21 protein-coding genes and 1 pseudogene are annotated in these 23,986 nt (G+C 71.1%); 12 read left to right on the forward strand and 10 right to left on the reverse strand.

The window, feature by feature from the left end; all coding sequences use genetic code 11:
* Nucleotides 1–708: 708 nt before the first annotated feature.
* A pseudogene (locus tag ACIRFL_RS20710) lies at nucleotides 709–834 on the forward strand (3-oxoacyl-[acyl-carrier-protein] synthase III C-terminal domain-containing protein); the annotation flags it as partial.
* Between the two features lie 184 nt (nucleotides 835–1,018).
* A complete protein-coding gene (locus ACIRFL_RS20715) occupies nucleotides 1,019–1,861 on the forward strand; it encodes an SDR family NAD(P)-dependent oxidoreductase (protein ID WP_404030270.1) in 843 nt (280 codons plus the stop codon).
* 653 nt (nucleotides 1,862–2,514) lie between these two features.
* On the opposite strand, the gene ACIRFL_RS20720 is transcribed toward ACIRFL_RS20715, so the two are convergent.
* Nucleotides 2,515–3,402 (reverse strand): tol-pal system YbgF family protein, encoded by an 888-nt coding sequence (locus tag ACIRFL_RS20720; protein WP_404030271.1) that lies wholly within the window; start codon nucleotides 3,400–3,402, stop codon nucleotides 2,515–2,517.
* A 1,133-nt stretch (nucleotides 3,403–4,535) separates the two neighbouring features.
* On the opposite strand from ACIRFL_RS20720, the gene ACIRFL_RS20725 reads away from it, so the two are divergent.
* The 3 genes from ACIRFL_RS20725 to ACIRFL_RS20735 are packed head-to-tail and all read left to right on the forward strand — an operon-like array spanning nucleotide 4,536 to nucleotide 6,636.
* Nucleotides 4,536–5,582: a beta-ketoacyl-ACP synthase III gene (locus tag ACIRFL_RS20725; protein ID WP_404030273.1), complete on the forward strand. Its 1,047-nt coding sequence runs from the start codon at nucleotides 4,536–4,538 to the stop codon at nucleotides 5,580–5,582.
* Nucleotides 5,583–5,639: 57 nt separating this feature from the next.
* Nucleotides 5,640–6,221, forward strand: a complete 582-nt coding sequence (locus tag ACIRFL_RS20730; protein WP_404030275.1) for a hypothetical protein — start codon at nucleotides 5,640–5,642, stop codon at nucleotides 6,219–6,221.
* Between the two features lie 52 nt (nucleotides 6,222–6,273).
* Nucleotides 6,274–6,636, forward strand: coding sequence for a DUF488 domain-containing protein (locus ACIRFL_RS20735; RefSeq protein WP_404030277.1), 363 nt, complete (start codon nucleotides 6,274–6,276; stop codon nucleotides 6,634–6,636).
* 62 nt (nucleotides 6,637–6,698) lie between these two features.
* Here ACIRFL_RS20735 and ACIRFL_RS20740 read toward each other — a convergent pair whose 3' ends face one another.
* Nucleotides 6,699–7,436, reverse strand: a complete 738-nt coding sequence (locus ACIRFL_RS20740; protein WP_404030279.1) for an SDR family oxidoreductase — start codon at nucleotides 7,434–7,436, stop codon at nucleotides 6,699–6,701.
* 142 nt (nucleotides 7,437–7,578) lie between these two features.
* On the opposite strand from ACIRFL_RS20740, the gene ACIRFL_RS20745 reads away from it, so the two are divergent.
* A complete protein-coding gene (locus ACIRFL_RS20745) occupies nucleotides 7,579–8,151 on the forward strand; it encodes a TetR/AcrR family transcriptional regulator (RefSeq protein WP_404030281.1) in 573 nt (190 codons plus the stop codon).
* A gap of 55 nt (nucleotides 8,152–8,206) precedes the next feature.
* Here ACIRFL_RS20745 and ACIRFL_RS20750 read toward each other — a convergent pair whose 3' ends face one another.
* Entirely contained in the window at nucleotides 8,207–9,376 is a 1,170-nt protein-coding gene (locus tag ACIRFL_RS20750) for a GDSL-type esterase/lipase family protein (RefSeq protein ID WP_404030283.1), read from the reverse strand.
* Between the two features lie 92 nt (nucleotides 9,377–9,468).
* A complete protein-coding gene (locus ACIRFL_RS20755) occupies nucleotides 9,469–10,038 on the reverse strand; it encodes a TetR/AcrR family transcriptional regulator (protein WP_404030285.1) in 570 nt (189 codons plus the stop codon).
* A gap of 71 nt (nucleotides 10,039–10,109) precedes the next feature.
* On the opposite strand from ACIRFL_RS20755, the gene ACIRFL_RS20760 reads away from it, so the two are divergent.
* Nucleotides 10,110–10,601 carry an FBP domain-containing protein gene (locus ACIRFL_RS20760; protein ID WP_404030286.1) on the forward strand — a complete coding sequence of 164 codons (492 nt, stop codon included), beginning with the start codon at nucleotides 10,110–10,112 and terminating at the stop codon, nucleotides 10,599–10,601.
* 186 nt (nucleotides 10,602–10,787) lie between these two features.
* Nucleotides 10,788–11,153, forward strand: a complete 366-nt coding sequence (locus ACIRFL_RS20765) for a hypothetical protein (protein ID WP_404030288.1) — start codon at nucleotides 10,788–10,790, stop codon at nucleotides 11,151–11,153.
* A 59-nt stretch (nucleotides 11,154–11,212) separates the two neighbouring features.
* On the opposite strand, the gene ACIRFL_RS20770 is transcribed toward ACIRFL_RS20765, so the two are convergent.
* Both ACIRFL_RS20770 and ACIRFL_RS20775 read right to left on the reverse strand, forming a co-directional pair.
* Nucleotides 11,213–11,512, reverse strand: a complete 300-nt coding sequence (locus ACIRFL_RS20770; protein ID WP_404030290.1) for a hypothetical protein — start codon at nucleotides 11,510–11,512, stop codon at nucleotides 11,213–11,215.
* Nucleotides 11,513–11,677: 165 nt separating this feature from the next.
* Nucleotides 11,678–12,421, reverse strand: a complete 744-nt coding sequence (locus ACIRFL_RS20775; protein WP_404030291.1) for an SDR family oxidoreductase — start codon at nucleotides 12,419–12,421, stop codon at nucleotides 11,678–11,680.
* A 156-nt stretch (nucleotides 12,422–12,577) separates the two neighbouring features.
* Between ACIRFL_RS20775 and ACIRFL_RS20780 the strand changes: the two genes are divergently transcribed.
* Nucleotides 12,578–13,504 carry a LysR family transcriptional regulator gene (locus ACIRFL_RS20780; RefSeq protein ID WP_404030293.1) on the forward strand — a complete coding sequence of 309 codons (927 nt, stop codon included), beginning with the start codon at nucleotides 12,578–12,580 and terminating at the stop codon, nucleotides 13,502–13,504.
* A gap of 31 nt (nucleotides 13,505–13,535) precedes the next feature.
* Here ACIRFL_RS20780 and ACIRFL_RS20785 read toward each other — a convergent pair whose 3' ends face one another.
* On the reverse strand, nucleotides 13,536–14,186 hold the full coding sequence (locus tag ACIRFL_RS20785) for a GntR family transcriptional regulator (protein ID WP_404030295.1): 651 nt from the start codon (nucleotides 14,184–14,186) through the stop codon (nucleotides 13,536–13,538).
* 119 nt (nucleotides 14,187–14,305) lie between these two features.
* On the opposite strand from ACIRFL_RS20785, the gene ACIRFL_RS20790 reads away from it, so the two are divergent.
* Genes ACIRFL_RS20790 through ACIRFL_RS20800 form a run of 3 tightly spaced genes read left to right on the forward strand, consistent with a single transcriptional unit; the run spans nucleotide 14,306 to nucleotide 18,358 of the window.
* Nucleotides 14,306–15,484, forward strand: a complete 1,179-nt coding sequence (locus ACIRFL_RS20790; RefSeq protein WP_404030296.1) for a glycerate kinase — start codon at nucleotides 14,306–14,308, stop codon at nucleotides 15,482–15,484.
* Nucleotides 15,481–16,884, forward strand: coding sequence for a C69 family dipeptidase (locus ACIRFL_RS20795; protein WP_404030298.1), 1,404 nt, complete (start codon nucleotides 15,481–15,483; stop codon nucleotides 16,882–16,884). Before ACIRFL_RS20790 ends, ACIRFL_RS20795 begins: the two co-directional genes overlap by 4 nt.
* 46 nt (nucleotides 16,885–16,930) lie before the next feature.
* Nucleotides 16,931–18,358 carry a purine-cytosine permease family protein gene (locus ACIRFL_RS20800; RefSeq protein WP_404030299.1) on the forward strand — a complete coding sequence of 476 codons (1,428 nt, stop codon included), beginning with the start codon at nucleotides 16,931–16,933 and terminating at the stop codon, nucleotides 18,356–18,358.
* 54 nt (nucleotides 18,359–18,412) lie between these two features.
* Here ACIRFL_RS20800 and ACIRFL_RS20805 read toward each other — a convergent pair whose 3' ends face one another.
* The 3 genes from ACIRFL_RS20805 to ACIRFL_RS20815 form a co-directional block, all read right to left on the reverse strand.
* The gene (locus ACIRFL_RS20805; RefSeq protein WP_404030300.1) at nucleotides 18,413–19,084 is read right to left on the reverse strand and encodes a nucleotidyl transferase AbiEii/AbiGii toxin family protein; all 672 of its coding nucleotides are present in this window, start codon (nucleotides 19,082–19,084) and stop codon (nucleotides 18,413–18,415) included.
* Nucleotides 19,081–19,428 (reverse strand): transcriptional regulator, encoded by a 348-nt coding sequence (locus ACIRFL_RS20810; protein WP_404030302.1) that lies wholly within the window; start codon nucleotides 19,426–19,428, stop codon nucleotides 19,081–19,083. Before ACIRFL_RS20810 ends, ACIRFL_RS20805 begins: the two co-directional genes overlap by 4 nt.
* A 302-nt stretch (nucleotides 19,429–19,730) precedes the next feature.
* Entirely contained in the window at nucleotides 19,731–23,450 is a 3,720-nt protein-coding gene (locus ACIRFL_RS20815) for a S8 family serine peptidase (protein ID WP_404030304.1), read from the reverse strand.
* Nucleotides 23,451–23,986: the final 536 nt, after the last annotated feature.

The raw sequence follows: 23,986 nt of genomic DNA on the forward strand, positions 1-23,986 counted from the left end.
GTGAGATGACCAGCGGTGATGAAGTGTCTGACGAGGGTTGAAGCACAAGTCGAACTGTGACCGGGAGTTCATCTCCTGTGTGCGGACAGCGACTTGATGAGCCGGGGATCCGCCGGGGGCCGGGACACCGACCGCGGACGCGAGGGCGTCACGTCATCGGCCGCCAAGGACCTCTTGCAGGACTACTGAAGCCGGGCCCGCTGTTCAACGCGTTCACGCATCGGCGTTCCGGGTGGGTCGCGTACAGGAACGTCAATCACGCTTACTGGTAACCGGCGACGCCACCCGAACGGAATATTGGCACGTGTGGCTGCATGCAGGTACTGCAAAGCGGGAGGGCGACCATGAGAAGCGAACCGGCCAGGGCCATGGGAGAGCCGTCTGCCATGGAGCCGCGACCGGCTCAGCCGCGCGCGGTGCGGGGACGCGGAGCGCAGTGCGGCCTGCCGGATTCTGGTCCGGGCAAGCCCCTGCGCCGTAGTGGGCAGGTGTCTGCAGCAACCTGCTCATGCCTGACTGGTTTCCCCGAGGCTACTGGCCGGCCCACTGTGCGGTGGCCCCGGGCGTGACCGCCGCCTGCGCCGGTTGGGTCTTCGGTGCCCGCGTGGCGCGGGACTGGCTGCTCCACCGGTGGCCGCAGGCGGCTTCCAGGACTTCCACCTCGGAACGGACGGCAGCGGCGCATGTCTGGATCGTTCCGGCCTCGGCGTGGAAGGCATCGACGTCTTCGCCAACCACCAGCCCAACTCGGTCCTCCTCACCAAACTGGCCGAGAAGGCGGGCATTCCGTCCGACCGATTGGTCGTCGGCGGCGACCGGGTCGGCAACATCGGTGCGGCCAGCGCACCATACGCCCTGGCCGCTGCCGCCGCCCGCGGTCGGCTCGCTCAAGGAGTTACCCCGTGGGTGAGGAATCCTGCATGCCCCGCATCCGTCGAAGATCAACCGTTTCCGGTGCAACCCAGCACATGTGAAGCCACCTCGTCGTCCCATCTCTCCGTCTCAGAAGGGTTCTTCGATGAATGCTGTAGATCTGTTCCGCCTGGAGGGCGCACGCGCCTTGGTGACGGGCGCCTCCCGGGGCATCGGCAAGGGCGTCGCCGAGGCCCTTGCCGACGCGGGCTGCGGTCTCGCGGTGACCGCCCGCACGACGTCCGCCCTCGGCGGCACCGTGCGGGCGGTGGAAGACCGCGGCAGGAAGGCCGTTGCCATCGCCGGGGACCTCGCCGAACCGGGTGTCGCGGCCGGCCTCGTCGAACGGGCGGCCTCGGCTCTGGGCGGTCTCGACATCGTGGTGCACAACGCGGGCGTCACCCCGGCGGACGAGAACGGCGCCCCCGTGCTGGCTCCGCTGCAAGACCAGCGCCAGGAAGTCTGGGACACGGTCATCGCAGTCAACCTCAACGCCACGGCCGCCCTGTGCCGGGCGGCCCACCCGTATCTGGCCGACTCGGACAGGGCCAGTCTCGTCCTGGTGTCCTCCGCCGCCGCGCTCATCGGCTTTCCCATGATGGAGTCGTACGGAGCCAGCAAGGCCGCGCAGGTCTCCCTCGCCCGCAGCCTCGCGGTCGGCTGGGCCGCCCAGGGCATCCGCGTCAACGCCTTGTGCCCCGGCTGGACGCGCACGGACATGACCGCGTTCGCCACCGAGAGCGCTCCGGTGTCCGACTGGCTCGCGAGCCATGTACCGCTCGGCCGGTGGGCCACCGTGGACGAAGTGGTCGGCGCCGCGCTCTTCCTCGCCTCACCGGCCTCGTCGTACGTGACCGGCCATGCCCTCGTCGTCGACGGCGGGCTGGCCGTTCCGGACGCGGGTATGGCAGGTCGCACCTTGCCTCCGTCGCCGTTCGCCACGGCCTGACCGCCTCCCGCACCGGAACCCCGGTCCGGCAGGCAGCCGCGGAACACCAGTGCCGCAGGACCTCGCCGGTCCTGCGGCTGCACCGGTGGCCCGGGCTGTGCAGTGGCGGCCCGCTGGACTCCGGGACCGTCAGGGGCACACATGACGACCATGTCGTCTCGCACACCCTGCATCCGCAGCGTGGAGCGCACGCCGCTTCCCCCTGGGCGGCTTTCGGGCCGGGCCGTCCTCACACCGGCGCCGGGGCAGCGACCGGAGGGTGCCTCATGAGCTGCAATGCCGACACATCACTTCCGAGGGGTACACATGGCACAGTCCGCTCACCTGCACGAGGTGTTCAGCGCGCTCCTCCACGGCGGAGTCAGCGTTTCCGTACGGGAGGAGGCGGCGCGTCTGCGAAGGGGCCCCGGTCGACAACCTCGTCCTGGACCGTCAGTGGTCCGCGCGTACCCTGCTCGGCCGCCGGACTGTGCGGTCTTCTCGGCCGCACATGGCCGAGCCCACCGTCACGACGAGGACATTCATCACAGCATGGCTCAGGTGATCACCAAGACGGCGCACGTGCCCCGCCGGTGTTCAGCTGGGCAGCTGCTGACTGCCGAGAGCCTGCCGCACGCAAGTCGCGACTGACGGCAGGCTTGGAGCGTTTCGCGTCAAGAGGAGAGGGAACCGCTCAGGTTCTCCGCCCTTTCCCACAGACTGGCGACCCGACGCTGCCGCCGGTGTGGACGAAGGGCACTGCGCAGTCCGCCAAGGGCCTGGTCCGCGCGAGTCGACCTGACGTGCGGATAGTCGTCCAGGAAAAGGTTCCAGTGGACACACGCCTGCTCCACATGACCGCTCCTCAGAAGCAGTTCGGCCAGCCGCGCCTGGGTCAGCGCGTGGCTTCTGCGGTGTGCCGGCGGCCGGTGCCGAAGGCAGTCCTGGAGTGCTACGACGGCATCGGCGCGCCGTCCGAGGTGCAGCAGCGCCTGGGCTCGCTGGTAGTCGAGACCGGCCCGGGGATAGGCCGTGAAGGGCCCGGAGGCACTGGTGGCCTGCCCGTGACGGGTCTCGGCGTCCGTCAGGTCCGTGAAGGCACGACGCTGATCGCCGCCGAGCGAGTGAGCCACCGCACGCTGGCTCAGCAGGAACGCCATGACGGAATGGCCGGCATCCGTGCCCACGGTCTGCAGCGCGCCCTCGGCGAGTTCGGCCGCGTACTTGTAGTGGTGCATCCGAAGGGCCTGCGCGCTCATGGCACGCATGGTGATCGCGTACAGGGTCCGATGGCCCGCCTCCCCGGCCAGTCCGAGTGCCGTGTGGAAGTAGCGCTGGGCCAGCCCCGGATGTCCCGCGTCGTCGGTCATCTGGGCCAGCAGATGAGTCAGTTCCGCGCTGGCGGCCAGCAGGTCGCGGCGCACCGGTGCACTGGCGCTTGAGGCCAGGACGCGGCTCACGTCATCCGCGAGATAGGCGGCCAGGGCCGATCGGCCGTGCGCGCCACCGCGGCGTTCGGCGCGGTCCGCGGCGAGGTGCACCACCTCCTGAAGGATCTCCACATCGGCAGCCGTCGCACGCCGCCCTCGGACGGGCGGAGGAGCATGCGGGAGGGACCAGTCGTGGAGGACGACGGCGGTCAAGGTATAGGCAGACCTCGTGACGACGGCACGCCGTAACGGGTCGGTGTCTGCATGGGCCATGTCGACGAGATACCGCACGGGTGAACTCTGCGCAAGATGAGGGGACATACTCTCGGTAACATCCGGTGAGCCTGCCGCAAGACCCGTGGCCTCCGAGGTGATCAGACGGCCCGTACGACGGCTCAGCGCCGCGGCGACCAACTCCGGTACAGGGGCACGAGGACGGGAGCCACTGATCCAGTGCGCCACCGAAGTACGGTCGTACCGCAGAGCCAACGACTGCGCCTTGCCTTGGAAGTTGACCGCACGGGCCAGATCGCCAGCGGTCCAGTCCGCCTCCGTGAGCAAGGCGGCGAGTCGGGAGTTCCGCGCACGTCGGGTCACACGCTGATCTCTTCCCGGCGGACAGCACACGGAATCGCGGCACTTGGCCCGGTCCACGAGGCGAGCGGCACCCGCTTCAGAGCCTCTGCGGGCGGCTGTCGCGCAGGTGACGGCCCGCGGCAGGCAGGCCGCCACCTCCGGCTCAACGGCCAAGCTCGGCGCGGCTAAGGCAAGTTACGCAGACGTCGAGCGTCGGCGGACGAGAAAGACGGTGCCTCCGGCCGCACCTGCCGTCAGCGCGAAGGCCAGCAGTCGGCTTGGACGGACTTTCGTCATGTCCTGTATCCCCTCCCCACATTCGAAAGCCCCTCCATGCACGAGGGACGTTCTCCGAGACCCCCGACCTTCGCTTCCATGACGCTCAGGTCGGCGGCCCGGTTCTCGGCGGTGAGGCGACGTTCTTCGTCCGGTGTGGGCTGGACACCGGCGTCGTCGGTTCGGTCGGCGCGGCGGGCAGCGCTTCCCACCGGCCATCGCCGCACCGGCACCGCACCGCGGCCTGCGTGCTCCGCCGCCCATGTGCGCTGCGGCCGGCGGCAGGCCCGGTCCAGCAGCGGGGCAAGGCCAGTTCATGGGCAGTTCCGGCCTGCTGACGGAGCACCGTTCAACGCGTTCACGCACTCGGTTCGGAATGTTGTTCCCCTGCGATTCGCCTGCACGGTTTGCTGATGGCCCACGAGATGACTGAGGGGGATGGCATAACTATGTCTGCCAGTGTGATACGCGGGATGGGCGTGTGTCTGCCGCAGGGTGTCGTCACCAATGACGATCTTGTGGACCGGTTCCAGACGTCGGACACGTGGATCCGTACCCGCACGGGCATCCACCGACGCCGCTGGGTGGAGCCGGGAACGAGCACCGGGGACCTCGCGACCGTCGCTGGGGCAGCGGCCCTGACCTCGGCGGGGACGGACGCCGATTTCGTGCTGCTGGCCACGACCACCCCCGATCGTCCGTGTCCCGCGACCGCGCCCGAGGTGGCCAGCCGGATCGGTCTGACCGACGTGCCGGCCGTGGATGTCTCGGCGGTGTGCTCCGGGTTCGTCTACGGGCTCGCCCTGGCCTCGTCGCTGATCTCCTCCGGTGTGTGTACCCGTCCCCTGCTGATCGGAGCAGAGGTCTACACATCGATCATCGATCCCCTGGACCGAGGAACCGGGGTCATATTCGGCGACGGAGCAGGAGCCGTACTGCTGGAACGGGGCGACGAGGCGGAGCCCGGCGCGGTCCATGCCTTCGCCCTGGGAAGTGACGGCAGCAACAGCGACCTCATCGCGATCGCCGCGGGAGGCTCCCGTGCCCCGCATCGTGATGTGTCTGCGTCGAGGGAGGACAGGTACTTCCGCATGCAGGGCCGGAGCGTCTACACGCAGGCGATTCAGCGTATGACCTCTTCCTGCCGCTCCGTACTGTCCCGCACGGGGTGGTCGTCCGATGCGGTCGAGGTCTTCGTCAGTCATCAGGCCAACCAGCGCATCGTCGACGCCGTCGGTGACCGTCTGGGCATCGATACGAGTCATCGGTTCGGCAATATCGCCGAGGTGGGCAACACCGCGGCGGCGTCCTTGCCCCTGGCCATGGCGGACACGGCGGGCCGTGAGGGGGTCGTGCCGGGGGCCCGGACCCTGCTCACGGCCTTCGGGGGCGGACTGACCTGGGGGTCGGTCGCGCTGAACTGGCCCGATGTCAAACCGATCCATCATCTCCACAGGTAGCGGACAGCAGTTGTCGGATAAGGGGAGGAAACCCGGTGTCGTCCGCTCTTGCAGGTCATGAAAAGCGCACCTCTATCGGTATCACCGGCATCGGGACGTACTTGCCGCGCCGCGTCCGCACCTTCGCTGAGACAGCCGAGATGGGTGGACGTGTCGGCGGCATGCTCGGGGTGGCTGTTCGCCGCCAAAGTGGCACACGCGTGGCTCACGTCCAACCCGGAAGTGGAGCATGCCGTGGTCGTGGGGAGCGAGACGTATTCCCGTTTCCTGAACCCCGACGACCGTGCCACCGCCTCGCTGTTCGGTGACGGAGCCGCGGCCACCGTGGTCGGCCGGGTCGCCGGGGACGAGGGCTTCGCACCCATCGTCCTGGGGTCGGACGGAGGCAGTGCGCTCCGGCGGGCCGAAGCCGCAGCGGCCCTCGGTCCGGGGGGGGGGGGGGCGGCGGGCGGGGGGGGGGGGGGGGGGGGGGGGGGGGGGGGGGGGGGGGGGGGGGGGGCGGGGGGGGCGCGGGGTGTCGCACCTTCGGGGGGGGGGGGGGCGCTCCGGGGGGCCGCCGGGGGGGCCCACCCGGGGGGCGCCGCGGTGCCCCCCCCCCCCCCCCCCCCCCCCCCCGGCCGGCGTGGCGGGCGCCGTTAGACTGGGTCTGTCGAACGGATACGTCGTGCGGCCCGATGTGGAGGGCTCTGTCATGACCGAACAGATCACCTACCGGCGAGTCTACGAAGAGACCTCGCCCAGGGACGGCAAGCGTGTGCTGGTCGACCGGGTCTGGCCGAGGGGCATGCGCAAGGAGGAAGCGCATCTGGACGAGTGGCTGCGTGACATCGCCCCCTCCAGCGAACTGCGCAAGTGGTACGGCCACGAGCCCAGCCGCTTCACCGAGTTCCGCCGCCGCTATCTGGCAGAGCTGCGCGATGCCGGACACCGTGAGGCGGCCGGGCATCTGCGTGACCTTGCGGCCCACGACAAGCTGATGCTGCTGACCGCCACCAAGGACGTGGACCACAGCCAGGCCGCCGTCCTGGCCGAGTGGCTGGCCAAGAAGCGCTGACGCACACACGGGGACGGCTACCGCGCGGCGGATGTTCATGGAAAGCGGCGATGCCGGCGCGGTCAGGCCTGCACGGTGGGCCGGACGACGATCTCGCTGATGTCGATCCCGACGGGCTGCTCGATCGCGTAACCGATCGCGGACGCGATGGCGGAGGGCGGAATGGCGATCTCGTCGCGCTGCCGGACGGCCGCCGCCGCTGCCTCGGGACTCGCCCCCTTGCCGACGCCCTCGGTGTTGGTGAACCCCGGTGAGACGAGGGTGACCCTGAGGTCGGGTCCCGACTCCTGCCGCAGGCCCTCGGTCAGCACCTTCACCGCCGTCTTGGTCGCCGCGTACACCGCCTGGGGAGATTTCACGACGTAGGCCGCGGTGGAGGCGACGTTGACGAAGTGGCCGGAGCGCTGCCGCCGGAACACGGGAAGGGCCGCGCCGATCCCGTTCAGCAGGCCGGTGATGTGCGTGGCGACCATGGCGTCCCAGTCGTCCTGACGCAGCTCGTCGAACGGTGACACCGCCATCGTGCCGGCGTTGGAGACCAGGACATCCAGCCGGCCGAAGCGGTCGAGTGCCGTGTCCGTCAGACGCTTGAGGTCCTCGCGGCGCGTCACGTCGATGACGGCACCGACGGCCGAGCCGCCCCGCGCCGTGATCTGGTCCACCACCTCGTCCAGCCGGTCCTTGCGCCGGGCCCCGAGCACAAGCCGGGCTCCTCTCTCGGCGAGGTGGGCCGCCGTAGCCGCTCCGATGCCGCTGCTGGCCCCTGTGATCGCTACGACTTTGCCCTCGACACCTGGCATGGTCAACGTCCTTCCAAGGAGGATATGCGCAGGTCAGCCCATGACCTACAGTGGAACTGGGGGCGCCACCAGTTATGCCAGACTAAGTGGGGGCGCCTCCGGTTAGCAACCAGGGAACCGGAGAGGGGCATGGCGACCGCTGATGGCCGACAGTGCACAACGCCCGTTGCGAGCTGACGCGCGGCGCAACCGAGACAAGATCCTCGCGGCCGCGGTGCGCGTGTTCACCGAAGAGGGACTGGACGCGCACCTGGAGCGCATCGCCAAAGAGGCGGGCGTGGGCAGCGCAACCCTGTACCGCAACTTCCCCACCCGGGAGACACTGATCGAGGCGGTCTACCGCAACGAGGTGGTCCAGCTGTGCGACGCCGTACCCGGCTTACTCGCCGCACAGCCGCCCCACGAAGCCCTGCGCGCCTGGACGCGCCTCTTCCTGGACTACGTCACCGCCAAGTCCGGCATGGCCCGTGCTCTGCGCGCCATCGCCGCCGCGGGAAGCAACCCCTACGGCCACAGCCGCGACATGATCCAGGCCGCCATCACCAGCCTCATGGACGCGTGTGCGGCCGCCGGCACGATCCGCACCGACATCAGCCCCGCCGACCTGGGCGCCGCCCTCGAAGGCATCGCCCTCACCTCGGCCCGACCCGAACAGCGGGATCGGGCCGAACGCCTCCTCGACCTCACCCTGGACGGCCTGAAAACCCGTCCGTGAAGGCGGCTCTGCCCGGGTGACAGAGGTTCCCCGGGATCGCGGTGTTCGGCCGGGCTCAGTCGGTGAAGGGGCCGTCGGGGCCGAAGGCGTGTCGGGCGAAGTTCTCGCCGATGCGGCGGTGGCCTTCGGGGTCGGGGTGGATCCCGTCGGGCAGCGGGTGCGCGGCGTACTCCCGCTCGCCGTACAGGTCACGGCCGTCGAGGTAGTGCAGGTTCGGGTCGTCGGCCGCCCGCTGTTCGACGAGGCGGGCGAGTGCGTCGCGGATGACGTTGAGCGTCAGGCGTCCGGCGGCGCGTTCGGCCGGATCGCCCGTCGCCTTGAACCCCACCCCGCCCCCGTCGAAGTCGGGCATGAGGGGGCCGGGGGTGTCCTCCTGGATCGGGCACAGGATGGCGGACACGACCAGGAGGGGCGTGTAGGGATGACCCTCGCGGAGGGTGTCGAGGAAGCCGTGGACCGCGGGGGTGAAGGCCCGCAGGCGCATCAGGTCGGCGTTGACGACGTTGATGCCGATCTTGACGCTGATCAGGTCCGCGGGGGTGTCCCGCATGGCACGGGCGGTGAACGGATCGAGCAGCGCGCCGCCGCCGAACCCCAGGTTGACCAGCTCCACGCCACCCTGGGCCGCTGCCAGGGCCGGCCAAGTGGCCGTCGGATGGGCGGCGTTGGAGCCGTGGCTGATGGAACTGCCGTGGTGCAGCCACACCTTGCGCCCGCGGTCGGGCGCCGGCTCGACGGGGGCATCGGTGCGCAGGGCGATCAGCTCGGTGATCTCCGTGTGCGGGAGCCAGATCTCGACGTCCTTGTCACGCGCCGGCAGCCCGGTGAACCGGGCGGTGCCGGCCGGGCCCTCCGTCAGTTCGGAGGACTGGGTGACCATGTCGGTGATCGTGCGCACGTTTCCGCCGGCCACCGTGGTCTGGGCGGCGAGACGGCCGTCGACCAGCAGGTCGTACACGCCGTCCGCAGGGGCCGGGAAACCCTGGTAGACCCGCTTGGTGGGCAGGGTGTCCAGTTCGATGGCGGTGGCCCGGGTACGGAAGACCAGCCGCACACCGGCCGGCTGGGCCTCGGCCATGGCCAGTTGACTGTCCGGGATCTGCCGGCGGGCGCGGGCCGGCAGCCGATGCGGCAGCAGACCGTGCGCGGTCGCTTCCACGTCGAGGTGTCCGCGCAGCATGTCCGCGGTAACGGGGGTGGTGATCGTGTCGTGCTCGGTGTTCATCGCCTCAGCCTGTTTTGATCGGTTGTCCGTACGGTCAGGTGTGCCGGCGCGTGGCACGGCGTGCCGCCTCCACAGGTGCGGCGGGCCGCCGGTCAGGGTGTGGTGTGGTTGCGCAGCAGGGTGTCGAGGGAATCGATGATCCACTCCCAGGACTCCTGCGCGTCGGGGGCGCTGTGCTCGAAGCCTCCGGCCAGCTCCAGGCTGACGTAGCCGTGGAAGACGCTGCCCAGCATCCGGACCGCGTGCGTCTGGTCCGGCTCCGTCAGGTCGTAGCCGCGCAGGATCGCCCGTGCCATCCGCGAGTGCCGCACCCCGGCGCTGGCGGCCGCCGTCTCGGGGTCGAGCCGGAGGCGGGCGGCGGCGTAGCGACCGGGGTGCTCCCGGGCGTAGTCGCGGTAGGCGTCCGCGAAGGCGGCCAGGGCGTCCCGGCCGGCCCGCCCGGCCAGGGCGTCGGCGACCCGGTCGGCGAGCTCTTCCAAGGCGAACAGGGCGATACGGGTCTTGAGTTCCTGGGAGTTCTTCAGGTGCGAGTACAGACTCGCGACCTTGACGTCGAATCGGCGGGCGACCGCCGAGACGGTCACCTGGTCAAAACCGACCTCGTCGGCCAGTTCCGCGCCCGCCAGGGTCAGACGCTCCGGGGTCAGCCCCACTCTCACCATAACCTTCCTCCCACACGACTGAACCCATTATGCATTTGCCTAATACCTTTAGGCAAAATAGCCTGCGGTTCATGAAGCCGCTGACCGAACGAGAGATCCGTACCGCGTTCCTGAACTGCACCAAGGGCGAGGCCAAGCGCCTGTCCGTCCCCCGCGATCTGGCCGAGCGGCCCTGGGACGATCTGGACTTCCTCGGCTGGAGGGACCCCCAGGCCCCGGACCGGGCCTACCTCGCCACCGAACTGGACGGCCGCCCGGTCGCACTCGCCCTGCGCTGCCCCAGCGGCGGCTCCTGGCAGCTGCGGCGCAGCATGTGCTCGATCTGCCTGACCACCCACACCGGGGGTGTTTCGCTCATGGTCGCCGCGAAGGCCGGCAAGACCGGGCAGCAGGGCAACTCCGTGGGCGCCTATCTGTGCAGCGACCTCGCCTGCCCGCTCTATGTACGGGGCAAGAAGGACGCGGGTGTCGGCGCACGGCTGCCCGAATCGCTCACCGTGGAAGAGAAGATCCAGCGCACCGTCACGAACCTCACCGCGTTCATCACCAAGGTCACCGCGTGAAACATGTGGCCGGCACCGCGCTCGTCGGACGACCGGTTCCACAGCCGAATGACGCCCACCCGTGTCGCAGCGTCGGCCGTCGGGTCCGAGGTGGGTGGTGTCGTCAGGGGGTGGTGGTGTCGTCCTGCGCGAGCAATGCGTTGACGCGTTGCAGGCCCCGTGCCGGGCGGCGCGATCGAGGTGAGGGTGAGCGTCTTCGGGATGAGGCGCTGCCACTACGTCACCGACGAGGGTCCCGAGTACCAGCTCGTCCCGGACCCCCGCTCCGCCGAGGGGCGCCGTGCGCGCCTCGAACGCGAGCATCCCGCGCTGAGCCGCGCGATCGGTCTCCTGTCGTTGAGCGTGCTCGTCGCCGCCCTGGCCGTCCTCATTCCGCAGGTCGCCGAACAGCTCACCAGGGCCGAGGGCATCGCCCGGCACACCGGGACCTTCACCTCGCCCATCGGCCTGCCGAAGTGGGGCAACACCGTGCTCGGCCTCGCCACGGCGGCGGCCGGCACCGAACGGGCGTTGCGGCTGCGCTACAGCCGGCTGCTCGACGGGGCGGGATGAATGTGGCCCCGGCAGGGGAGTTTTCGCCGGCAGGGCGGGCGCGCATCCGTCGGGCGCGCTCACCGGTCGCGGGCGTCGCGTGCCAGCGTCCGGATGATGCCCGCTCCCGTCAACGGCCGTACCAGCGCCAGCCCCAGCGTGATCCCGGCGGCGGCCATGGCGATGGTGACGGTGTTGAGCACCAGCCACCCGCCCAGGCCGAAGCCCCGCCCGACCGGCAGCAGTCCCAGTAACGAACCCACCACCCACGACACCTTGATCACCAGATACGGCACGAGGGCCGCCGCCGCCCCGTACGCCGCCGCACGCCCGATCCGGTCCGCACGCTCCACCACGACTCCCTCCGCCGGAATCCCCATGCTCCGGCGCCCTCACCTCCCTCGGCGTCACCCCCCAGAAGCACCCCGCTCCCCCGCTGGTCTGACCCGCCCCTCCGCCCTGCGGATCACCCGCGAGCCGGACCCACGGCGCCGGGACGGCGCGACGGCCGGCGCCTTCCCGGCGCTGCTTCCCGGTGCCGCGTGTCAGAGCTGGGAGCCGCCGCCGTCCACGGCGAGTTCGGCGCCGGTGGTGTAGGTGGCGTCGAAGGCGAGGAACACCACCGCCCTGGCGACCTCGGCGGGGCTTCCCATGCGCAGCATGGGGTTGTCGGCGGCCATCTGCGCCTTGGCCTGTTCGGCCGCCTCCTCGGGCATCGACTTCTCCAGGATCCCGGAGTCGATCGGGCCGGGGCTGACCGCGTTGACACGGATACCGCGCGGCAGCAGTTCCCGGGCCAGGCTGCGGGTCATCGAGCGCACCGCGGCCTTGCCCGCCGCGTACGCGCTGAGCGTCGGAAGGCCCAGCACGTTCGCGACGGACGTGGTGAGCACCACGGCGCCGCCGTCCGCCAGCAGCGGGGCGAGCTTTTGCACCGTGAAGTAGGGGCCCTTGGCGTTGATGGTCAGCAGTTGGTCGAAGAGCTCTTCGCTGGTCGCCTCGAACGGCGCGAAACCGTTGACGCCCGCGTTCGCGAACAGGGCGTCGACCGTGCCGAACTCGTCCTTCACCCGGTCGGCCAGCGCGTCGATGTCGGGCAGCGAGGCGGCGTCGCTGCGGACCGCGATCGCCCTCGCGCCGAGCCGGCCGCGGGCGGCATCCAGGGCGGCCTGGTTGCGCCCGGTGAGCAGCACACGTGCCCCTTCGTCCACGAGCAGTTGCGCGGTGGCCAGGCCGAAACCGCTGCTGCCTCCGGTGATCACCACACGCTTGTCCTCGTACTTGCCCATGGCGGACACACTCCATCTCTGGAAACGGCTGAGGGATGTCGTCCGGGCGGTGGATCCCGGCCGGACGGCATCGAGTCAACAGCCGTCCGAACCGGGCGTCCAAGACCCGTTCTGCACCCCGTCATGCAGGAACTGCATGACGGGTAGGCTGCCGGTATGCCCGACGCAGTCCCGCCCTCCGCCGTGCCCCGGCCCGGACCCGACCTGGATCTGAGACTGGTCCGGTACTTCACGGTCGTCGCCGAGCATCTGAACTTCGCCCGTGCCGCCGCGCACCTGCATGTCGCCCAGCCCTCGCTGAGCCGCCAGATCCAGCGGCTGGAGGACGCACTCGGCGTACGCCTGCTGGAGCGCACCACCCAGGGCAGCCGCCTCACCGCGGCCGGCGCGGCCTTCCTCCCGCAGGCGCAGACCCTCCTGCACACGGCACGGCAGGCGGTGCTCACCGCGCAGGCCGCCGCACCGCCGCGCACGATCACCATCGGATACGTCGAGGACCTGGTCATCACCCCCGCGGTTCGGGACCTGCGCCGGTCGCACCCCGACGCCCACGTCCGCACCCGTCATCTGGACTGGGACGAGGTCCGCGCCCTGCCCGACCGCCGGGTCGACGCGCTCGTGGTCCGCACACCGCTCCCCGTCCCGAGCGACGGCCTGGAGGTGACCGTCCTCTACGACGAGCCCCGGGCGCTGCTGGTGCCCGCGTTCCACCGCCTCGCCGGCAAGGAGTCGGTCACCCCTGAGGACTTCGCCGACGAACCCCTCGTGGCCTGTGCCGGTATGGCCGCGCTGTGGACGGGTTTCTGGCGGCTCGATCCCCGTCCGGACGGCAGCCCGGCCCCGCTCGGTCCCCTGCTCGTCGACACCTTCGAGGACAAACTCGAAGTCGTCGCCGACGGGCGGGCCGTCGCCCTCGTGCCGGCCGACGACCGGCGCTGCACGCTCCGCGACGACCTCGCCACCGTTCCCGTCGAGGGGGTCGAACCCTGCCAGGTGGTGGTCGCCGCACGCTCCGCGGACACCAACCCGCTCGTCGCCCGCTTCCGTGAATCCGCGAAGAGGTTCCTCACCCGCGACACCTGACCCGGGCGAGCGGCAGCCCGCCGGCCGGAGGTCAGCCGCGCAGGTGTCGCAGCAGGTTCCGCTCGGCGTGCCTCAGGTGTTCCAGGCCCACTTCGCCGGCTCCGGTGACATCGCCGTCGCGGATGGCCGTGATGATCGTCTGGTGCTCTTCGGCGATCTCCGCGGGGGCGAGGAGATGCGCGTTCTGCACCTGGGCGAGGCAGAGCCGTATCTCATTGATGATCACGCTGTGCGCGCGGGAGAGGCGGTCGCTGTCCAGGCCGTCGATGAGCGCACGGTGGAAGGCGACATCCGCCTGGACGATGGCCGCCACGTCCGAGCCGGTCGAGCAGGTGCGGAACGCCTCGTGGGCGGTCAGGGCCTGCGGGGTCAACAGCCGCTTGGCGGCCAGTAGTTCGTAGGCCCGCACCTCGATCACACCGCGGGCGAAGTACAGGTCCCGCACCCGTGTCTCGTCCAGCGTCGGGACGCGGGCGCTGCGGTGCGCGGTGCGTTCCAGCAGGCCCTCGCCGACCAGCCGTTCGATCGCGGCCTTCGCGGTCTGCCGCGCGACTTTGTACTCCGTGGCGACCGACGCCTCCGTGACCGCCGTGCCGGCGGTGATCTCGTCCGCGAGTATCCGCTCACGCAGCGATGTCACGAGGGCGTCGCCGACGGACTGGGTTACAAGCTGGATCGCCATGCGCGCGTCCTTCGCGTCGTGGGTGAGGTGCGAGGGCTCTCAGAATATCCGCTGGACGCTAGACAATCCGACAAACGGGTGAGATAACTTGACGAACAATTTTCGGGAGGAGCGTCTCTATGCAGGTAGACGCCGTCCGGCGCGTCGTCCTCGCCCCGGATAAGTTCAAAGGAACCGTCTCCGCCCAGCGTCTCGTCGACGTCATGGCGGCGGCGATCGCGGAGCAGGCCCCCGCCGCGGCCGTGTCGCGGCTGCCCGTCGCCGACGGCGGCGACGGCAGCGTGGCCGCCGCGCTGTCCGCGGGCTGGAGGGCCGACTCCGTGCCGGCGTCCGACGCCTGGGGCACGGACGTGAAGGCGTCCGTCGCCCGGCTCGGCGGCCGGGCGATCGTCGAGGTGGCGTCCGTGTGCGGCCTCGGCGCGCGCCGCCCCGGCCCGTCCGAGGCGGCCACGGCCACGACGTACGGCGTCGGCCAGGCCGTCGCCGCCCTCCTGGACGACGGGGTCGAGGAGATCACCCTCGCGCTCGGCGGCAGCGCCGCCACCGACGGCGGCACCGGCCTGCTGAGCGCGCTCGGCGCCGACCTGCGGGACGCGCAGGGCCGCCGGCTCGCGCCGGGCGGTACGGCACTGACCGATCTCGCGACCGTCCGTACCGGAGAACTCCATCCCGGCCTGCGCACCGTACGCCTGGTCCTCGCGTGTGACGTCGACACACCCATGGTGGGCGCCCGCGACGGCTCGGCCGAGATGTTCGCGCGCCAGAAGGGCGCGGACGACGACATGGTCCGCCGGCTCTCCGCCGGGCTGGCGCACGCGGCGGACCTTCTGGAGGACGCCTTCGGCAGTCCGGGGGCGGCCCGGCGGCCGGGCTCCGGGGCGGCGGGCGGGCTCGCATGGGTCGGGCTCCTGCTCGGCGGACACCTGCGGTCCGGCGCGGAGGTGTTCCTCGACCTGCTGGGCGCGGAGGAGCAGATCCGCGGGGCGGACCTCGTCATCACCGGGGAGGGCCGCCTCGACGCGCAGAGCCTGCGGGGCAAGGCCCCCGTGAGCATCGCCCGGCTCGCCCGGACCCACGGGGTGAAGACCGTGGCGATCGTGGGGAGCAACCGTCTGCCCGCCGCGGCGGACGACGAGGCGCTGTTCGCGGACACCATCACGCTCGACCGCATCGACCCCGCCTGCGCCGACGACCCCGAGCTGACCTGCCGCCTCGTGGGGCAGGCCGCCCGCACCCTCGTCCAGGCCCACCTGGACCAGGGCCTCACGACCACTCACCGGAACGGAGCCCGACCGTGACGACCCGCCCCTGGAGCTGCGACACCGTCGTCGCGCTCCCCGACTCCACCCGCCGCCGAACGGTCCTCTTCGGCAAGAACAGCGACCGCCCCGCCGGCGAGGCCCAGCCGCTGCGCCGGCACCCGGCCCGGCCCGCGGGCGACCCCCTGCGCCTCGCCTACCTCACCATCGAGGACGCGCCCGCCCACGCGCACATCGGGTCGAGCCCGTTCTGGTGCTGGGGCCATGAGATGGGTGTGAACGAGCACCGTGTCGCCATCGGCAACGAGGCCGTCTTCAGCAACGTCTGGGCGGACGCCGTCGCCAGGGAGAAGGCGGGCGACACACAGGAACCCGGCATCCTCGGCATGGAACTCGTCCGCCTCGGACTGGAACGCGGCAGCACCGCGCGAGAAGCCCTCCAGGTCATCACGGAACTGCTGGAACGCCACGGCCAGTGGGGCTCGGCCATGGTCGGCACACCCCATGCCGAAGGCTCCTACGACAACGCCTTCGTCATCGCCGATCCACGGGAAGCCTGGGTCCTGGAGACGATCGGACGCGACTGGGCGGCCCGCCGCATCACCAGCGGTGTCGCGTCGGTCAGCAACGAGCTGTCCATCCGCACGGACGCGGACCTCACCAGTTCCGGACTGCGCGCGGCGGCGACACGGGCAGGATGGCCGTCCGACCGGCCGCTGGACGTGGCGGACGCCTTCACCGACCCGGGCACACCGCTGCAGGTGTCGCACATCCGCCGCCGCCGCTCCCACCAGCTCCTCACCGACGGGGCAGCCGCGGGCATCGACCTGCGCACCATGAAGCGCGTGCTGCGCGACCACCTGGAGGACACCTTCCTCGGCGGTCCCTCCTTCGACGCCGCACGCCCCGACTTCCACACGCTCTGCATGCACGAGCACCCGTCGGGCTTCACCTGGGGCAACACCGCGGCCTCACTCATCGTCGACCTGCACGACGGACCCGGTCCACTCACCCTGTGGTGGTGCCCCGTCACCCCCTGCACGGGTGTCTACCTTCCCGTCCCGCTGGAGATCGAGGAGCTGCCCGAAGGGCTCACCCGGCCCGCCCCCGCGGCCTCCTGGGACCCCCGCGACCATCGCAGCCCCGGGCACGACCCGCTCTCGGTGTGGTGGCAGTGGCAGCACCTGCTCGACGCGGCCAAGGACCCCGAGGCACGGAACTTCACCGCCCGTGCCGCGCGTGTGCGCACCGCCTTCGACGACCTCGAAGCACGGTGGGAACAGGCGCTCTCCGCCCCGGCCGACGACCCGACGGCACGGACCGCGTTCGCCCGTGCCTGCCTGGACGAGGCCCGCGCCACCGCCACCGGGCTCGCCCTTGAGTTCGGCACCGATCCCGCCCGCGCCCTCGACAGCCGCTGGGCCGTACCCGCCCCCTGATCACGCTCCGCCGCACCACCTCCCCGCACCACTTGGAGAACCACCGATGTCCATCAGAGAGTCCTTCCGCGGTCCCGAAGCCTCCATCGACGACCAGATCGAGAGCTTCGCCGTCGAGCGCGTGCCCGACAACAAGCGCTGGCCCATCCCCGCCATCAGCCTCGTGCTGCTCGGCAACGCCACCGCCATGTTCTTCTTCTCCTTCGGCGCCCAGCAGACCTTCCTCGTGGGCTGGCCGACGATGCTGCTGCCGATCGGCTACTTCTTCATCGGCGCCGTCCTCATCGGCTCCCTGACCATGCGGATGGCCAGCCGCGAAGGACTCTCCCAGAGCCTGATATCCCGCGGACTCGGCTTCGGCAGCCGGGGCGCGGCGCTGACCTCGTTCATCTACGCGGTCAACTTCGTCTACTACTTCCTGTTCGAAGGGACGATCGTCTCCCACGCGATCGCCTACTACTTCGACATCCCCATCGACTCCTTCGCCGGCATCGGGATCTTCGCCGTGATCGGCCTCGTCACGATCGGCTTCGTCTGGCGCGGCATGTACGCCATGTCGACCCTCCAGAAATGGGGCTTCCCGATCTTCGTCGGGCTGCTGGTGTGGGCCCTGATCTGTCTCGGCTCCCAGCACGACATCGCCGGCGTCGGCCAGTGGAACTCCACCGCGACCGGCGGCGGTGCGGCCCTGTGGACCGCGATGAGCTTCGCCAACGGACAGATGATCTTCCAGGGTCTGATGGCCACCGACTACGGACGCTTCGCCAGCACCCGGATCCGCTACCGCGGCACGGCGACCATCATGCTGCTCGAACTCATCCCGATGTTCGTCATCATCTTCCTCGGCGCGATGCTGGGCGCGTCCCTCGTCGGCTCCTTCGGCGAGGAGAAGGCACAGGACCCCGGATTCGTCTTCGTCCACCTCATGGGACTGCTCGGGGTCGTCTTCGTCGTCATCACCCAGATCCGCATCAACGTCATGAACCTGTACGGCGGTTCCATCACCCTGTCGAGCGGCTTCGACGTCGTCGCCGGTTTCCGTCCCGGACGTCCCTGGTGGATGTTCGGCGTGTGGCTGTTCGGTGTCATCTTCTACGCCACGAACGTCATCAACCACCTCGGCACGTTCCTCGCCGTCACCGGCGTCCTCACCAACACCTGGGTGCTCATCATCCTCGCCGACTACTTCGTCTGCCGGCGCTGGCTGGGGCTCGGCCGGTCCGAGAACATCGAGTTCCGCGAGGACGAAGTGCGCGAGTGGAACCCCTGCGGCCTGATCTCCCTCGGCCTCGCGGTGTTCGTCGGCGCCCTCGGCATCCTCGGCGTCTACCCGGTGGCGTACGCGTCGTTCATCGCGATGTTCCTCGGACCCGTCGTCCACGTCGCCCTCACCAAGATGACGAAGGGACGCTTCTACGCGCCCGCGCACGCCACCGCCGGACGCATCCCGTCCACGACGGCCTCGGGGAACTGACCCCGAACCCTTCGCAACGGGACGCGTGAACGCCTTCCGCAGCGCCTTCGCCGGTCAGTCGTCCGCCGGGTCCGCTTCTTCCAGAAGGCGTTCGGCGATGTCGTCGGACCACTGCTGGGCCCAGCGGCGCAGGTCGCCGATCGCGGCGTCGTCAAGTCCGTACGCGGCGAACTCGGTGTCGTCGATCCAGTCGACCCCGTCGAGGCGTGACTGGAGTTCGGTCAGGTCGAAGGTGTCGCGAGCGTGGCGGCGGCCGAGTTCCTCAAGCTCGGCGTGGCTCCAGTGGCCGCTCGCGGCCCGGACGTCGATCAGGTCACGGGCCAGCCCACGGTCGGCCAGCGCGCGGACCTTGGTGCCGACGAGGTCGTCGAGGGAGAGCACGAGCCCGTACGCGGTGCGCACGGGCGGACGCCAGAGCGTTTCCTTCAGGATACCGACCTCGCACTCCTGGCCGTCTGCGGGGTCGGTGACGATCAGCCGTGCGGACAGCGGGTCGGTGTCCAGCGCCCGAACCCGCCAGCCGCGGTCCTCCAGTCCGGCGCGCACGATGCCGGCGATGCGCTCCATCGGTTCGGGGTTCTCGGTGGCGACGTCGATGTCCTGACTGAGCCGGTCGACCAGGCCGTGGGCCCGGACGGCGTAGCCGCCGGCGAGGACGAGCGGGTAGGCGCCGCCCACGGCGAGTACGTCGGCGAGGAGCCGTCGATGCAGCTCGGTGAGGTTCACACGGCGGCCCGGACCGCGGGGGCCAGTTCGGTGAACGCGCCTTCCCAGACCTCGCGGATGTCACGGCTGACGAGGCCCCGCAGGACGGGCCACATCCCGATGAGCAGGTCGCGGTTCAGGTAGCGGGCGAGGTCGTCGTGCCGTCCTTCGGCGAGGACGGTGCGGTAGCAGCTCATCCGCAGGCGGGGCTGATCGAGGTCGAACCGGGTCAGCCCCGACCAGGCGAGGTGCAACGGCAGACTGACCGTGCCGTGCGCGGGGCCGGCCAGCTCCGCGAGCGCACCGGGAAGCCGCCGGGCAAACCTGTCACGGCGAACCTCCAAGACGCTGGGCGCGGAGTCCATACCCGCCATTGTCCCGCAGACACGCCGACGACGGCGCCCGTCCCACCGGCGGCCTACGCAGCGGGCGCCCGCCGAACCCGCGCCCCAAAGGGGCGCGGGGAACTGCGCGACCAGCCACCACACACCCGCAGACAACCGACAACCCCCCGAACCCGCAGCGCGACCACGCGGGGAGCTGTGGCCGCAGGCCAAGGAGGTGGCGGAATCCAGTGGCCGTTCTCAGCACGGATGGGTTCCTGGAGGTTTCGTAAGGCCGCCCGGCGGCCGGGTCACGGTCGCCGGGCGGTTCGGTCAGGGACGGGTCAGCGGGTGATTCCCGCGGCGCGTACGACGGTCTGGGTGACGGTGTTGCCACGGCTGTCGGCGGCCTGCACGCGCAGCGTGAGGTACTGGGCCGAGGCGGGTGCGTGCAGGGCGACGCTCACCGAGCCGGCCCCCTTGCCGCGGAGCCGTGCCGTGGTCCAGGTGGCGCCGTCGTCGTAGGACAGCTGGACCTTGGTGGTGCGCGGCACCGCGTGCGGTCCGCCGTCGAGGTGGACCGGCGTGACGAGCAGGGTGGCGTCGGCCGCCGCCTTGCCGTCGTCGGAGGTGGGCAGGGTGTAGTCGACCTGGATGAGCGGAAGGTGCGCGCTGTCCTCCTTGGTGCCGGGGCGGGCTGAGGTGAAGGTCCACTCGGTGCGGGTGGCGGTCGAGTAGGGGAAGGCGGCCGTGGCGGTGCGGGTCGCCTCGTGGACGAGGCGGTAGCCGGCCTTCCGCGCGGGCACCGCTGCGCTCAGCCCGGCGCCACCCTCGCCGACCAGGGTGCCGTCACGGTAGAGCCGGGTCCGCTGGGTGGTGTCGGCGCTGCCGAAGGGGATCCAGTTGACGTGGTCGCCGCCGGAGTCGCCCCAGGACGGCAGGGTCACCTCGATCTCGTCGCCGGTGCGGACCGGGGCCGCCACGCCGCTGTGGAGGCGGGGCCGTACGACGGGTCCGAACCACTCGACGTCCGTGGTCCGCCCCGCCGGGTACCGGACGGGCCCGGAGGCGCTGTAGGAGAGCAGCTGGAGTTCGCCCTCCTCGACCCATGAGAAGGAGCGGTCGGTGGTGACGTAGTCGGTGCGGTGGGCGCCCGCGGTGCTGAGCCGGTTGGTGCCGACCCGGTAGGCGGTCCAGGGGTGCACGTCGTACCGGTTCTCGTACACCTCGCGGCCGGCGGGGTTGCGGAACGAGGTCTCGACGCGGGCCAGTTGCGCGGCCCTGGGGGCGTAGACGAGGTCCGCGGGTATGCGGTCCTTCCAGGTGCGGACCAAGTCGTAGAGGTAGTCCGTGTCGGGTCGCGAGAGTGCCCGCAGCGGCACGCTCCCGGTGGCGGCGGCGTCGACGCGTGCCATGAGTGTGTCGCCCTCGGTGCGGGACAGACCCACCACCTCGATGGTCGACCTGATGATCGGCTGGCGCAGTCGTCCGTCGGCGTCGTTGACGAACAGCAGCAGCTTCACGCCGGCCCTCTGCGCGGCCCTGATCTGGTCGTCCGCGGTGTCCTCGTCGTCGGAGTCCCAGGGCACGACGGCCGCCTTGCCGGCCGCGTCCACGCCCTCGTAGTCCTCGTCGAGACCGTCACCGGGGTGGATGAGGTCGAGGTCGTAGTCGCCCTCGGGGAGCTTCGCCGAACCGGGCATGATCCACAGGTCGTCGAAGCCCTGCCCGCCGGAGGTCACCGTCAGCAGCGGCTCCTGGTCGCGCCAGCGGGCGGTCAGGTACTGCTCGCCGTCGCGGACGCGCTGGGTCGGCGCCGTCCACATGCTGTCCCAGCCGTCGCCGATCAGGGTGCTGTCGAGGACGGAGCTGCCGTCGTCGAACGCGCGGTAGTAGTCGAGGCGCCGGGAGAAGTTCTCGGTCTTCTTCGGAGTGACGGCGGAGATCTGCCGCAGCTTCCTGCCGTCGAAGACCAGGTCGGTGGCGCCGGTGATGTCCACCTGCGGCAGGACCATGCGGGCGTAGCCGGCCGAGGCCGCGCCGTGGGTGCCCTCCACCCGGAAGTCCGCGTAGACGGTGTAGCGGCCGGGCGGCAGCAGTTCGTCCGACTGCCCGCCGTCGAAGAGGTGGTAGCCCGCGTACTCGTCGCCCTCGCGGAAGAAGGTGAGGGCGCCGTAGGCGGGTTCGCCGGAGCGGCCGGTGATCGTGCTGCGGACGTGGACGAGCTGCCGGCGGGTGCTGACGCCGAGCAGGGTACGGGTGAGCACCCGGCCGTCGGCGGACGCCGTCAGCCGGCCGGTCCAGCGCCGCAGGTCGCCGGCCTTGTCCAGGTCGGTGGTGACGGTGGCGCTCGCCGTGCCGTGCGCGGGGACCTCCAGGCGGTCGTCGGAGACGGCGAAGACGCCGGCGGGGACGCCGGGCGCGTCCACCGCGAGCTCCACGGTTATGGCCCGGTCGCCGGTGTTGGTCCAGGTCGCGGTCTTCGCCACGGTCCCCGTGTCCTTGCCGGGCGAGTGGATGCCGGCGTCGAGGGTGCCGGTGGCGGTGAGGGCCGCGGTGGCGGCCGTCGCGGCGTCGACCCGGCCGTTGCCGCCGTCGTCAGCCGCGATGTCCTCGGTGGCCTTCACGGTGCTGACCAGGGCGTCCTTGATGCGGCTGCCGGTCCAGTCCGGGTGGGCGGCGGCCACCAGGGCGGCGACGCCGGCCACGTGCGGGGTGGCCATGGAGGTGCCGCTCAGGCTGATGTAGGAGCCGGAGCCCTCGCTCATGCACTGCGAGCGGGCGGCCAGGATGCCGACGCCGGGCGCGGTGATCTCCGGCTTGAGGGCGTCGTCGCCGTAGCGGGGGCCGCGGCTGGAGAAGTCGGCGATGGTATCGGAGGAGTCGACCGCGCCGACGGTCAGTGCGGCGTCGGCGGTGCCGGGCGACCGGACGGTCTGCGCGTCCGGGCCGTCGTTGCCGGCCGCGATGGTGAACAGGGCGCCGGTCTCCGCGCTGAGTTCGTCCACGGCCCGGGCGAGGACGGTCTGGCCGTCGGCGTACTGGCTGCTGCCCAGGCTCATGCTGATGACCCGGGCGTGGGCGTCGCGGGCGGCCCACTCCATGCCCGCGAGGATCCAGGAGTCGTAGCCGTACCCCTCGTCGGAGAGGACCTTGCCGACGGGCAGGTCCACGCCGGGGGCCACGCCCCGCTCCGTGCCGCCGGAGGCGGCGCCGCTGCCGGCGACGGTGGAGGCGACGTGCGTGCCGTGGCCGTTGCGGTCGGTGACGTCCTCGCCGGGCACGAAACTTGCGCTGTCCTCGACGGCGTCCTTCAGGTCCGGGTGGTCCTGGTCGTAGCCGGTGTCGAGGACGGCCACGTCGACGCCCCGGCCGGTGTTGCCGCCCTGCCAGACCTCGGGCGCGCCGATCTGGGCGACCGAGTCGGCGAGGGTGGCCTCGGCCCGGCCGTCGAGCCAGACCTTGGCGACGCCGCCCGCGAAGGCCGCCTCGCGGGCCGGCTTCTCGGCAGCGGAGGACCGGTTCGCGGTGAGCGTCGTCCACAGGGCGCCGGCGTCGTCACGGGCCGCGGCGAGGGCGACCCCGTTGACGCTGGTCAGGGGGCGGACGCCGGTGATGTCGCCGGGCATGGCGACGGCCCGCTTGCGCAGCGTGGACGCCGGGGCGTCCGTGCCGCCGTACGTCACGATGAGGGGCAGGCGCTGCCGCGAGGCGTCGTCGTAGCCGTCGGCCACGAGCCGGGTGATGTCGAAGAGCCGGTCGTCCAGGGCGCCGGACGCCAGATAGGGGCGGGCGGAGTCGGGATAGACATAGGTGTCGCCGCCGACGGTGAGCACCCGGGCGCCCACGGGCTCGCCGTCGGGTCCTTGCACGGTGAGGGTGCCGGGGCCGCCGACCGCGTCGGGGGTGACGGTGACCTTGTCGCCGGTGATGAGGGTGACGGTGGATGTGGCAACGTTGTCAGAGGCGCGGGTCGTGCCGGTCGTGGCACTGGTCCGAGAGGTGTCTGCGGAGGCGGTCAGGTGCGGGGTCGCCGCGGTGACCAGGAGGGTGGCCGCGAGCACGAGCAGGCGGCGCCTTCTTCCGGACGGATGGCGTGTCAAAGGATTCCCTCGACTTGAATGGATGTTCGGGCCGACGGGAATCTATGCCTGCGATGTGGATCTCGTGAAGACCCCGGACGCATTGGCATCGGCCTGGCAACTTCCCCGAAACACAGCGGAGTTGGGATCGAGGGATGCGCGGGCGACGGAGCCGGGTTGGGATCGAGGGAGGTGCGCGGGACGGAGCCGGGTTGGGATCGAGGGAGGCGCGGCGGACGGAGCGGGTCACGGGGCGTGCGGAGTCGTACCGCGGGAGACGCACTGCATGCAATCGCCGCCGGCCGGTTCGCGCACATCGGCGACTGCGCCAGGAGCGCGAGCGTCGTCGCCCGCCGGAAAGGGAGAGCGTCGGTACGGGACGCAGGGCACCGCACTCGTCATCACGGTGATGCCTGCACGTCCCGGCGCGGCGGACCTTACGGTTTGTGGGTCACCCAGAGCAGTTCCGCCGGCCAGCGGTGTGCCCAGTCGGGTGGGTCGGTCTCGTTGTAGCCGTT

Origin of the sequence: Streptomyces sp. NPDC102462 (genome assembly GCF_044765425.1) — a bacterium.
Taxonomy (GTDB): domain Bacteria; phylum Actinomycetota; class Actinomycetes; order Streptomycetales; family Streptomycetaceae; genus Streptomyces.